Source organism: Streptomyces sp. NPDC026575 (genome assembly GCF_055567415.1).
Window position 1 is genome coordinate 51,959 of sequence record NZ_JBVHQM010000017.1, and the last position, 11,795, is coordinate 63,753.

At 72.0% G+C, this 11,795-nt stretch carries 9 protein-coding genes; 2 read left to right on the plus strand and 7 right to left on the minus strand.

What is annotated here, in order from left to right; all coding sequences use genetic code 11:
- The first annotated feature begins 4 nt into the window (after positions 1-4).
- Positions 5-529, plus strand: a complete 525-nt coding sequence (locus ACZ4NB_RS23570) for a ferritin-like domain-containing protein (RefSeq protein ID WP_467664450.1) — start codon at positions 5-7, stop codon at positions 527-529.
- Between the two features lie 112 nt (positions 530-641).
- A complete protein-coding gene (locus tag ACZ4NB_RS23575; RefSeq protein ID WP_467664452.1) occupies positions 642-1,553 on the plus strand; it encodes an aminoglycoside phosphotransferase family protein in 912 nt (303 codons plus the stop codon).
- Positions 1,554-1,625: 72 nt separating this feature from the next.
- Here ACZ4NB_RS23575 and ACZ4NB_RS23580 read toward each other — a convergent pair whose 3' ends face one another.
- From ACZ4NB_RS23580 to ACZ4NB_RS23610, 7 genes are all read right to left on the minus strand, one after another.
- Positions 1,626-3,335: a proline--tRNA ligase gene (locus ACZ4NB_RS23580; protein WP_467664454.1), complete on the minus strand. Its 1,710-nt coding sequence runs from the start codon at positions 3,333-3,335 to the stop codon at positions 1,626-1,628.
- Between the two features lie 506 nt (positions 3,336-3,841).
- The gene (locus tag ACZ4NB_RS23585; protein WP_467664456.1) at positions 3,842-4,375 is read right to left on the minus strand and encodes a GNAT family N-acetyltransferase; all 534 of its coding nucleotides are present in this window, start codon (positions 4,373-4,375) and stop codon (positions 3,842-3,844) included.
- A 46-nt stretch (positions 4,376-4,421) separates the two neighbouring features.
- Complete coding sequence (locus ACZ4NB_RS23590) at positions 4,422-5,267, minus strand: GNAT family N-acetyltransferase (protein ID WP_467664457.1); 846 nt, start codon at positions 5,265-5,267, stop codon at positions 4,422-4,424.
- A 216-nt stretch (positions 5,268-5,483) separates the two neighbouring features.
- Positions 5,484-6,641 (minus strand): flavodoxin-dependent (E)-4-hydroxy-3-methylbut-2-enyl-diphosphate synthase, encoded by a 1,158-nt coding sequence (ispG, locus tag ACZ4NB_RS23595; RefSeq protein WP_384492577.1) that lies wholly within the window; start codon positions 6,639-6,641, stop codon positions 5,484-5,486.
- A gap of 187 nt (positions 6,642-6,828) precedes the next feature.
- On the minus strand, positions 6,829-8,130 hold the full coding sequence (locus tag ACZ4NB_RS23600) for a M50 family metallopeptidase (protein ID WP_467664459.1): 1,302 nt from the start codon (positions 8,128-8,130) through the stop codon (positions 6,829-6,831).
- The gene (dxr, locus tag ACZ4NB_RS23605; protein WP_467664461.1) at positions 8,127-9,392 is read right to left on the minus strand and encodes a 1-deoxy-D-xylulose-5-phosphate reductoisomerase; all 1,266 of its coding nucleotides are present in this window, start codon (positions 9,390-9,392) and stop codon (positions 8,127-8,129) included. Before dxr ends, ACZ4NB_RS23600 begins: the two co-directional genes overlap by 4 nt.
- 101 nt (positions 9,393-9,493) lie before the next feature.
- On the minus strand, positions 9,494-11,413 hold the full coding sequence (locus ACZ4NB_RS23610; protein WP_467664463.1) for an acyl-CoA dehydrogenase family protein: 1,920 nt from the start codon (positions 11,411-11,413) through the stop codon (positions 9,494-9,496).
- Positions 11,414-11,795: the final 382 nt, after the last annotated feature.

Consider the following 11,795-nt stretch of genomic DNA (forward strand, 5'->3'; position numbering starts at 1 on the left):
ACGCATGAACGCGGCAGCGGGGCGCGGCAGACCGGAACACCGGGACGACGACGAGCGGGACGGGAAGGACGAGCTGACGGCGGTGCAGGCGGCACTGGCCGCCGAGCACGCGGCGGTCTACGGCTACGGCGTGGTCGGCGGCCGGATCACCGCCGACCGGCGCAAGGAGGCGCTGGCGGCGTACGACGCGCATCGGGCCCGCCGGGACGCGCTGCACCGCGAGGTGCGCGAACTGGGCGGCACACCGCGGGCCGCGGCCGCCGCCTACGCGCTGCCCTTCCCGGTGCCCGACGCGGCCGCCGCGGCCCGGCTGGCGGCGGAGCTGGAGGACCGGCTGGCCGCGGTCTACGCGGATCTGGTCCGGGCCGGCGGCCGGGCCAGGCGCCGGGAGGCGGCCGCGGCCCTGCGCGAGGCGGCGGTGCGGTCGGTGCGCTGGCGCGGCGGCGGCGTAGCCTTCCCTGGGCTCGGGGAGCGGGCCGCGGCCGCGGCTCCGTCCGGCTCCGCGAGCGCCTCCGCGGGCGCGCTGTGAACGACTGCCCAGGGTCTGTCCGATGGGTCATCGGACAGACCCTAAGCCCAGGACGACGTGCGGGGCGATCGCAGGATGCTGCGATCGCCCCGATTGAAGGGACAGCTCAAGCATGGCAACGGCACCCATCGAACCGCCGCAGCGGTTGGTGAGTTCGCTGAGCGGCGATCCGGACAGCCCCGCACGGCGGTGGCTGCAGACGCTGCCGACGCTGGTTCAGCAGCGTCTGGACGCCTGGGAGCTGACGCTGGAACGGGTGCACGCCCCCGGTGGCCGCGGCAGCCTCCTGGCGCTCGTACGGCAGCAGGACGGCACCCCCGCGGCGCTGAAGATCCCGGTGCCCGGCCGGCGGTCCGCACACGAGGCGGCGGCGCTGGAGACATGGGACGGCTGGGGCGCCGTACGCCTGCTGCGGTCCGACCCGGAGAGCGGCGCACTGCTGCTGGAGCGGTTGCAGGGCGCGGTCTCGCTGCGCTCGCTGCCCGAGGCCAAGGCGCTGCTGGAGGCGGCCGGCAACGTCCGCCGCCTGTGGGTGGAGCCCGCGGCCGACCACCCCTTCGCCACGCTCGCGGGCCGTGCGGAGGAGGCGGATGAGGCGCTGCGCACGGCCGGGGCGCTCATCCCGTCGGCCGGTCCGCTGGTCGACGAGGCGCGGGAACTCGGACGCACTCTCCCGGCCGGCTCCGATGAACGGTTCCTTCTGCACGGCGCGTTCCGGCAGGGCAAGGTGCTGGCCGGTGAGCGGGCGCCGTGGCTGGCGGTCGGCCCGGACCCGGTGGTCGGCGAGCGGGCCTACGATCTGGCGGCGCTGGTGCTGGACCGCTTCGAGGACCTGATGGCCGGTTCCGGCGCGGCCCCGGCGGTCCGCCGCCGGGTCGCCAAGCTGGCCGACTCCCTTGAGGTGGACCGGGAGCGGTTGCGCGACTGGACGCTGTACCGCGCGGTGGACACCGGCGTCCGGGAGGCCGCGGTGGGCGACCGCCGGCGGGGCGAACTGCTGCTGGAGTTCGCCGCCTGGTTGTAGGCGTGCCCGAAAGCAGGCGAACGGGCCGGCCGGGGCGCTCACCCCGACCGGCCCGTGCGCTGTGCGGTGCCGTCAGGCGCTGAGGCGGGCGACGGCCTCCTCGACCGTCAGCTCCTCGCGCTCGCCGGTGCGCCGGTCCTTGACCTCGACGACGCCCTCGCCGGCCCGCCGTCCGGCCACCACGATGGTCGGGACGCCCAGCAGCTCCGCGTCGGTGAACTTCACGCCCGGCGAGACCCCGGCGCGGTCGTCGACCAGCACCCGCAGGCCCGCGGCGCCGAGCAGCTCGCCGACCTCCAGCGCCAGCTCGGTCTGCTTGGCCTTGCCCGCCGCGACGACGTGCACATCGGCCGGCGCGACCTCGCGCGGCCAGCACAGGCCCTTGTCGTCGTGGGTCTGCTCGGCCAGCGCGGCCACCGCGCGGGAGACGCCGATGCCGTAGGAGCCCATGGTGACCCGCGCCGGCTTGCCGTTCTGGCCGAGGACGTCGAGTTCGAAGGCGTCGGCGTACTTGCGGCCGAGCTGGAAGATGTGCCCGATCTCGATGGCACGGTCGATGCGCAGGCCGGCGCCGCACTTCGGGCAGGGGTCGCCGGGCTCGACGACGACCACGTCGAGGTACTCGTCGACCTCGAAGTCGCGGCCGACGACGACGTTGCGGGCGTGCTTGCCCTCCTTGTTGGCGCCGGTGACCCAGGCCGTCCCGGGGGCGACGCGGGGGTCGGCGAGGTAGCGGAACGCCTTGCCCGCCAGGCCCTGCGGGCCGACGTAGCCGCGGACCAGGTCGGGCCGGTCGACGAAGTCCTCGGCGGTGACCAGCTCGACGGCGGCCGGTGCGAGGTGCTCGCCGAGCTTGCCCAGGTCGACCTCGCGGTCGCCGGGGACGCCCACCGCGACGATCTCGCCGTCGACCTTGACCAGCAGGTTCTTCAGCGTCGCGGAGGCCGGTACGTCGAGGAACTCGGCGAGCGACTCGATGGTCGGGGTGTCGGGGGTGTCCAGCTCCTCGACGGGGCCGTGGCCCGAGCCGTCGGCCGGGGCGACCTTGACGGTCACGGCCTCGGTGTTGGCGGCGTAGTCGCAGGACGGGCAGTCGACGAAGGTGTCCTCACCGGCCGCGGCGGGCGCCAGGAACTCCTCGGAGGCGGAGCCGCCCATCGCACCGGAGACCGCGGAGACGATGCGGTAGTCCAGGCCGAGGCGCTCGAAGATCTTCTGGTAGGCCTGGCGGTGCAGCGCGTAGGACTGCTCCAGGCCCTCGTCGGTGGTGTCGAAGCTGTACGAGTCCTTCATGTGGAACTCGCGGCCGCGCAGCACACCGGAACGGGGGCGGGCCTCGTCGCGGTACTTGATCTGGATCTGGTAGAGGATCACCGGCAGGTCCTTGTAGGACGTGCACTGGTCCTTGACCGTGAGGGTGAAGATCTCCTCGTGGGTGGGGCCGAGGAGGTAGTCGGCGCCCTTGCGGTCCTTGAGGCGGAACAGCAGGTCGCCGTACTCCTCCCAGCGGCCGCTGATCTCGTAGGGCTCCTTCGGCAGCAGGGCCGGCAGCAGGACCTCCTGGCCGCCGATCGCGTCCATCTCCTCGCGCACGACGCGGGAGACGTTCTCCAGGACCTTCATGCCCAGCGGCAGCCACGTCCAGATGCCGGCGGAGGAGCGGCGGACGTACCCGGCGCGGACGAGCAGCTTGTGGCTGGCGGTCTCGGCGTCGGCCGGGTCGTCGCGCAGTGTCTTGATCATCAAGCGGGACATGCGCTGGACCTGTGCGGCGTTGGCCATGGGAGTTTCTCCTGCGTAAGAAAGGTGACTCCCTGGAGGTTAGCGGCAGGGGTGTGGCACAAGGAAATGCGTAAGCGCTGCGCTTGGGCTTGCTTCCCACGTTGTCGGCTGCGGCGCCGTGGTGGTTGTTCGCCGTTTCGCCTGCGGCGGGCGGTTGTTTGTCGGGTGCGGTGACAGCCCTACGGACTCCGTCCTACGGTCTGTCCCCTCCCGTGGGTGGGGAGGTGAAGACGGTCCGGTGGGGGCGGGCCTGATTCGTCGACCGCGCGCGCACGAAGGCTGACGTCCACCCCCACCCGGTTTTTTCCACCCACCAACGGGAGGGGGCGGGCCGGAGGGGCTGGGTGTCCGGACGTAAAGCGAAGCAGTCCGGACACCCAGCCCCGGAGGACCGCCACCGGCACCCGAACAGCCCCGCGCAGCGGACCCCGCCCGCCGCAGGCGAACCCACCGAAACCCCCACGGCGGGAAAGCCAAAAACGTGGGAAGCACCCCAAGCGCCGCGGCTACCGGTTCAGCGGCAAGGTGGCGCCCATCACCGCGTAGGGCGTGGGCGCGCTGGGGAACAGCACTCGCCGGGCGATGTCCTGGTAGCCGAGCGAGCGGTACAGCCCGCGCGCCGGGCTCTCGACGTCGATGGCGGAGAGGATCGAGCGCGGCTCGCTCGCCTCGTCGGTGATACGGGTGATCAGCGCCCGCCCGATGCCGCGGCCCTGGTAGGCGGGGTGGACGTGCAGCTCGGTGATGGTGAAGGAGTCGTCGAGCCAGTGGTCGAGGTGCACGGCGCGCAGATACGGCTCGACGACCGTGGACCACCAGTGGGTGCGGTCGTTGGGCATCCCGTAGACGAAGCCGACGAGCCGGCCGGCGGGGGTGGTGGCGCCCAGGGCGCGGGCGCCGGCGCAGCCGAGATGGCGCAGCACGATGTGCCGGCGGACGGCGATCTCCTCGTCGCTCAGTCCGAAGGCGAGCGCCTGGACGGCGAGCGCGTCATCCACACGGGCAGCGAGATCCAGGGGGCCGACCGCGACGTCATCCATGGTCGGAGCGTACAAGGCCGCGGCCCGGTCCGTACGCTCCCGGCGATCAGAACAGCACGCTCATGAACGCGCCGACCTCTTCGAAGCCCACCCTGCGGTAGGAGGCGCGGGCGGCGGTGTTGAAGTCGTTGACGTAGAGGCTGACTACGGGGGCGACGTCGCTGAGGGCGTAGCGCAGCACGGCCGCCATACCGGTCTCCGACAGGCCCTTGCCGCGGTGGGCGGGGTCGACCCAGACGCCCTGGATCTGGCAGGCCCGCTGGGTGGCGGCGCCGATCTCGGCCTTGAAGATGACCTTGCCGTCCTCGATGCGGGCGAAGGAGCGGCCGGATCCGACGAGTTCGGCGACCCGGGCCTGGTAGAGCAGCCCGCCGTCGCCGACCATCGGGGAGATGCCGACCTCTTCGGTGAACATGGCCACGCACGCCGGCATGATCAGGTCCATCTCGTCCTTGCGGATCCGCCGGACGTAGGGGTCGGGGGCGATCTCGGTGGCGGGCGAGGTGGTGACCATCAGGGGCTGGTGGGCGCGGATCTCGCGGGCCGGCCCCCAGGTCGGCTCCAGCAGCGACCACAGCTCGGCGGTGGGGCCGGCCGGTCCGACGATCGACGAGCAGCGGCGGCCCTGGCGGCGGGCGCGCTCGGCGAAGCCGCGGACGGCCTCGGAGGTGGCGCAGACGGGGACGAGGTTGGCGCCGGCGTAGCAGAGCGATTCCAGGCGGCCGCCGACGTACCAGCCCCACATCTCGCCGCCCAGCCGCCAGGGGTCGAGGCCGGCGATCTGTACGCGGGCGGCGACGAAGGCGTTGGCGACCGGGTCGCGGTCGAGCACCGCGAGCGCGTCATCGAGCTCCCCGGGTTCGAGGACCTTGATGGTCGTGGTCGTCAGCACGTGTCGGAATGCCTCACCGTTACGGGCCTGGGAGGCCAGGCGGGAGCAGTTCTTGGCACCTTACCTCCCTGCGCGCGGGAGCACCCGGCCCGCGGCGGGACGGGCGGCGCGGGATGGTCCGCGGCCCGGCGCCCGTCCCGGCGGCGGCCGGATCGAGCATGCGTGAGCCCCGCGGCCCGGGGCGGGCGGCGGGGCTCTGCGGTGGTGCGGCGCGGGTCAGCCGGCGACGGCGACGGTCGGCTCGCCGGAGGCGATGCCGTCCTTCTCCATCTGCTCGGCGATCTTCATGGCCTCCTCGATGAGGGTCTCGACGATCTTCGACTCGGGGACGGTCTTGATGACCTCGCCCTTGACGAAGATCTGGCCCTTGCCGTTGCCGGAGGCGACGCCGAGGTCGGCCTCGCGGGCCTCGCCGGGGCCGTTGACGACGCAGCCCATGACGGCGACCCGCAGCGGCACCTCCATGCCCTCCAGGCCGGCGGTGACCTCGTCGGCGAGCTTGTAGACGTCGACCTGGGCGCGGCCGCAGGACGGGCAGGAGACGATCTCCAGCCGGCGCTGGCGGAGGTTGAGCGACTCCAGGATGGAGATGCCGACCTTGACCTCCTCGGCGGGCGGCGCGGACAGCGAGACGCGGATGGTGTCGCCGATGCCCTCGCTGAGCAGCGCGCCGAAGGCGACCGCGGACTTGATGGTGCCCTGGAAGGCGGGGCCGGCCTCGGTGACGCCGAGGTGGAGGGGGTAGTCGCACTGGGCGGCGAGCTGGCGGTAGGCGTTGACCATCACGACCGGGTCGTTGTGCTTGACCGAGATCTTGATGTCGCGGAAGCCGTGCTCCTCGAAGAGGGACGCCTCCCACAGCGCGGACTCCACCAGCGCCTCGGGGGTCGCCTTGCCGTACTTCTGGAGCAGGCGGCGGTCGAGGGAGCCGGCGTTGACGCCGATCCGGATGGGGGTGCCGGCGTCGCCGGCCGCCTTGGCGATCTCCTTGACCTTGTCGTCGAACTGCTTGATGTTGCCGGGGTTGACGCGGACCGCGGCGCAGCCGGCGTCGATGGCGGCGAAGACGTACTTCGGCTGGAAGTGGATGTCCGCGATGACCGGGATCTGGGACTTCCGGGCGATCACCGGCAGCGCGTCGGCGTCGTCCTGGGTCGGGCAGGCGACCCGGACGATCTGGCAGCCGGAGGCCGTCAGCTCGGCGATCTGCTGCAGCGTCGCACCGATGTCGGACGTCCGCGTCGTCGTCATCGACTGCACCGAGACCGGTGCGTCCCCGCCCACGGCGACCGGACCGACGTGGATCTTCCGGCTGACCCGGCGGTCGGCCAGCTTGGTCGGTACGTCCGGCATTCCCAGTGAAATGGCAGTCATCTGGCGAGCAACCCCAAGGTATGGATCAAGGTCCCGAATCGGCGGGCTCCGGCCTTCGAGGTTACGGCACAAGGGTTGCGGGAGGCACATCGCTCCCCTGAGGCCCCCCGAAAGGGGACGGTCGGGCACCTCCAAACGCCGCGGAGGTGCCCGACCGTCGCCGAACCCGTGATGTGGACAATCTCCGTCAGGTCAGTTTCACGGGGTTCACCACGTCCGCGACGAGCACCAGGAGCGTGAAGCAGATGAAGATCCCGGCGACCACGTAGGCGACCGGCATCAGCTTGGCGACGTCGAAGGGGCCGGGGTCCGGACGCCGGACGATCTTGGCGAAGGCCCGGCGGATCGACTCCCACACCGCGCCGGCGATGTGCCCGCCGTCCAGCGGCAGCAGCGGCAGCATGTTGAACAGGAACAGCGAGAGGTTGAAGCCGGCGACCAGGAAGAGCATGGTCGCCACCCGCTGCTCCGGCGGGATGTCCAGCGAGAAGACCTCTCCGCCGACCCGGGCCGCGCCGACCACGCCCATCGGGGAGTCCTGCTTGCGCTCGCCGCCGTTGAAGGCCGCGTCCCACAGGTCCGGGACCTTGGCGGGCAGGTGGACCAGCGAGGAGACGCCCTGCTCGACCATGTTGCCCATGCGGTCCACGGACTGGCCGAAGGTCTGCGGGACGACGCCGCTGGCCGGGGTGAAGCCGAGGAACCCGGCGGTGACGAACTCGCCGGCGACATAGCCGCCGTGCCCGTCGGTCTTGGCGACCTTGTTCTCGATCAGATCGGCGTGCAGGGTCTTGCGGACGCCGTGCCGCTCGACGACCAGCGTCGCGGGCCCGGTGGTGTCGCGGATCTGCTGCTGGAGGGTGCCCCAGTCCGGGACGGCGCGGCCGTTGAACGAGACGATCTTGTCGCCGGCGCGCAGTCCCGCGGCCTTGGCCGGCGAGTCCTTGGCACCCGTGGGGCACTTGTCGGTCTTGGCGGCGGCCGAGATCACACAGTCCGAGACGGAGCCGACCTGGGTGGTCTGGGTGTTGATGCCGAAGCCCATCAGCACGCTCATGAAGATCACGACCGCCAGGACCAGGTTCATGAACGGCCCGGCGAACATCACGATGACGCGCTTCCAGGGCTTGCGCGTGTAGAAGAGCCGCTTCTCGTCGCCGGGCTGCAGCTCCTCGAAGGCCGCCGAGCGGGCGTCCTCGATCATCCCGCGGAACGGCGAGGTGGAGCGGGCCTGCAGCTTCCCGTCGTCCCCGGGCGGGAACATCCCGATCATGCGGATATAGCCGCCGAGCGGGATGGCCTTGATGCCGTACTCGGTGTCGCCCTTCTTACGGGAGAAGAGCGTCGGCCCGAAGCCCACCATGTACTGCGGCACGCGGATACCGAACATCTTGGCCGTGGAGAGGTGGCCGAGCTCGTGCCAGGCGATGGAGAACAGCAGGCCGACGACGAAGACGACTATGCCGAGAATGGTCATCCAGGTCGTCATACGCGAGCCTCCGAAGGTGTCCGTGCCGCACGGGCGGCCAGTTCGCGGGCGCGGGCGCGCGCCCAGGTCTCCGCCTCCAGGACGTCCGCCACGCTCAGGGAGGTTCCCCTGGCCGGCGTCCCGTGCTCGGCGACCACTTCAGCGACGGTATCCACAATCCCTGTGAACGGCAGCCCGCCCTTGAGGAACGCATCCACGCACTCCTCGTTCGCCGCGTTGAAGACGGCCGGGGCGGTGCCGCCCAGATCACCGACGTGGCGGGCCAGCGGGACGGACGGGAAGGCCGCCTCGTCGAGCGGGAAGAACTCCCAGGTCTGCGCCTTCGTCCAGTCCACGCCCGGGGCGGCGTCCGGGACCCGCTCGGGCCAGCCGATGCCCAGCGCGATCGGCATCCGCATGTCGGGCGGGCTGGCCTGGGCGAGGGTGGAGCCGTCGGTGAACTCCACCATCGAGTGGATGTAGGACTGCGGGTGGACGACCACCTCGATGCGGTCGAAGGGGACGTCGAAGAGCAGATGCGCCTCGATGACCTCCAGGCCCTTGTTGACCAGGGTCGCGGAGTTGATGGTGACGACCGGGCCCATGGACCAGGTGGGGTGGGCCAGCGCCTGCTCGGGCGTGACCTCGGCCAGTTCGCGCCGGGTGCGGCCGCGGAACGGGCCGCCGGAGGCGGTGACGACGAGCTTGCGGACCTCGGCGCGGTCGCCGCCGGTCAGCGCCTGGAAGAGCGCGGAGTGCTCGGAGTCGACGGGGATGATCTGGCCGGGCCGGGCGATCTCCTTGACCAGCGGTCCGCCGACGATCAGCGACTCCTTGTTGGCCAGGGCCAGCACCCGGCCCGCCTTCAGGGCGGCCAGGGTCGGGGCGAGGCCGATGGAGCCCGTGATGCCGTTGAGGACGGTGTGGCAGGGGGAGGCCGCCAGTTCGGTGGCCGCGTCGGGGCCGGCCAGGATCTCGGGCAGCGGCTCGCCCGCGCCGTACCGGGCGGCCAGCGCCGCGCGCAGCGCGGGAACGGCGTCCTCGCGCGCCACCGCGACGGTGGCCACCCGCAGCCGGTGCGCCTGCTCGGCGAGCAGCTCGGTCCGGCCGCCGGCGGCCGAGAGCGCCGTCACCCGGAAGCGGTCGGGGTTGCGCAGCACGATGTCGATCGCCTGGGTGCCGATCGAGCCGGTCGAGCCGAGGATCACGATCCGGCGCGGGCCGTCGGGGTCGCCGGCGGCCGGCTCGAAGCGCAGGAGCGGATGGGCGAGGGAGTCCGTCATGTGGTCCATTGTGGCCGGTCGCCGGGGTGCCGTGGACACCTGGCCGCACAAGTGCGGGGCCCGCCCGGCGGATCTTCGCGGACGGGCCCCGGCGGGGTGGCTCAGCCCAGGGGCCGGCGGACGTTGTCCGTCCGGCTCGGGCCCGGGGTGGCGTCGGCGATCCAGGGGCCTTCGCCGCTGGCGTCGATGACGCCCTCCTCCAGCCAGCTGTAGCTGCCGTCGAGGACTCCCGAGACGACCTTGCGGTCGAGTTCGTCCGTGTTCGTCCACAGCCGGCCGAACAGCTCCTCGACGCGGATCCGGGCCTGCCGGCAGAACACGTCGGCCAGCTGCTGCGCCTCGCGGCCGTGTTCACCGGTCTCGCGCAGATGCTCGGCGCGTACGCAGGCGGCGCTCATCGCGAAGAGTTCGGCGCCGATGTCGACGATCCGGCCGAGGAAGCCCTGCTTGGTCTCCATCCGGCCCTGCCAGCGCGACATCGCGTAGAAGGTGGAGCGGGCGAGCTTGCGGGAGGTCCGCTCGACATACCGCAGATGCTCCGCGAGCCGCCCGAACTCCTGGTAGGTGCGCGGGAGTTGGCCGGGTCCGGCGACGAGCTTGGGCAGCCAGCGGGCGTAGAACCCACCGGCCCTGGCCGCCGCCCGGCCCTTGTCGACGAGGGACTTGTCGGGGTCGATGAGATCGCCGGCGACGGACAGATGCGCGTCCACCGCCTCCCGGGCGATCAGCAGATGCATGATCTCCGTGGAGCCCTCGAAGATCCGGTTGATGCGCATATCGCGCAGCATCTGCTCGGCCGGAACGGCGCGTTCGCCGCGGGCGGCGAGCGAGTCGGCGGTCTCGAAGCCGCGGCCGCCGCGGATCTGGACCAGTTCGTCGGCCATCAGCCAGCCCATCTCGGAGCCGTAGAGCTTGGCGAGCGCGGCCTCGATCCGGATGTCGTTGCGGTTCTCGTCGGCCATCTGGGAGGAGAGGTCGACGACCGCTTCGAGGGCGAAGGTGGTCGCGGCGATGAAGGAGATCTTGGCGCCGACGGCCTCGTGCCTGGCGATCGGCCGGCCCCACTGCTCGCGGGCCGCGGACCACTCCCGGGCGATCTTCAGACACCACTTGCCGGAGCCCACGCACATCGCGGGCAGCGAGAGCCGCCCGGTGTTCAGGGTGGTCAGGGCGATCTTCAGGCCGGCGCCCTCGGGGCCGATGCGGTGGGCGGCGGGGACCCGTACCCGGTGGAAGCGGGTCACGCCGTTCTCCAGGCCGCGCAGCCCCATGAAGGCGTTGCGGTTCTCGACCGTGATGCCGGGCGAATCGGCCTCGACGACGAAGGCGGTGATGCCGCCCTTGTGCCCCTCGGAGGCGGGCACCCGCGCCATCACCACCAGCAGGTCGGCTACCACGCCGTTGGTGGTCCACAGCTTCACGCCGTCGAGCACGTAGTCCTCGCCGTCCGGGACGGCCACCGTCGCCAGGCGGGCCGGGTCCGAGCCGACGTCGGGTTCGGTCAGCAGGAACGCCGAGATGTCCGTACGGGCCAGCCGCGGCAGAAAGGCATCCTTCTGCTGCTGGGTACCGAACAGCTTCAGCGGCTGCGGTACGCCGATCGACTGGTGCGCGGAGAGCAGCGCGCCGATGGCGGGACTGGCCGTGCCGACCAGCGACAGGGCCCGGTTGTAGTACACCTGGGTGAGCCCGAGGCCGCCGTACTTCGGGTCGATCTTCATGCCGAGCGCGCCGAGCGCCTTGAGCCCCGCGACCGTCTCGTCCGGGATCTGCCCCTCGCGGTCGATCCGGGCGCCGTCGACCTCCGTCTCGCAGAAGTCCCGCAGGGTGGCGAGGAACTTCTCCCCGCGGCGCACGTCGTCGGCCGCCGGGGTGGGGTGCGGATGGATGAGGTCGAGCCGGAAGCGCCCCAGGAACAGTTCCTTGGCGAAGCTGGGCTTGCGCCAGTCCTGCTCGCGGGCCGCCTCGGCGACCTGGCGTGCTTCGCGCTCGGAAACGTTGCGGATGGATGGAGCGGTCATCAGGAGCTCACCTCGCCGCGGGGTCGGCAGTTCTGCGCCGGCGGGCCGGTCGGCCGCTGGACAGCGCTACTTGTGAGAGTTACCCGATCCGCGCGGGTTGCACCACTGGAGGTACGGGAGGGAGCGGGGCGGACGGTGCGTCCCGGCCATGCGGCGCATACGCCCCGGCACGATCCGGAACCGGACCCGCCGCATCAGCCCTTCGGGGGGTGCGGCATACCGCGCTGGTTGTACGTGCGCGGACGCCTCCCCCCAAAGGCACAGCCGCGACTCCGCCTCCGACACGAGGCGACCGCGCAGGTCCGCGCCGTACGGTCGAGATCCGGCAGGACGGGGGTGTGGATGCCGGGTGAAGGGGGACGCGGCGCGCTCCGGAAACAGG

What these genes read in the sequence shown, in the direction of transcription:
- ACZ4NB_RS23570 (WP_467664450.1), top strand. Translation starts at nt 5, where the DNA reads ATGAACGCGGCAGCGGGGCGCGGCAGACCGGAACACCGGGACGACGAC.
- ACZ4NB_RS23575 (WP_467664452.1), top strand. Translation starts at nt 642, where the DNA reads ATGGCAACGGCACCCATCGAACCGCCGCAGCGGTTGGTGAGTTCGCTG.
- ACZ4NB_RS23580 (WP_467664454.1), bottom strand. Translation starts at nt 3,335, where the DNA reads ATGGCCAACGCCGCACAGGTCCAGCGCATGTCCCGCTTGATGATCAAG.
- ACZ4NB_RS23585 (WP_467664456.1), bottom strand. Translation starts at nt 4,375, where the DNA reads ATGGATGACGTCGCGGTCGGCCCCCTGGATCTCGCTGCCCGTGTGGAT.
- ispG (WP_384492577.1), bottom strand. Translation starts at nt 6,641, where the DNA reads ATGACTGCCATTTCACTGGGAATGCCGGACGTACCGACCAAGCTGGCC.
- ACZ4NB_RS23600 (WP_467664459.1), bottom strand. Translation starts at nt 8,130, where the DNA reads ATGACGACCTGGATGACCATTCTCGGCATAGTCGTCTTCGTCGTCGGC.
- dxr (WP_467664461.1), bottom strand. Translation starts at nt 9,392, where the DNA reads ATGACGGACTCCCTCGCCCATCCGCTCCTGCGCTTCGAGCCGGCCGCC.
- ACZ4NB_RS23610 (WP_467664463.1), bottom strand. Translation starts at nt 11,413, where the DNA reads ATGACCGCTCCATCCATCCGCAACGTTTCCGAGCGCGAAGCACGCCAG.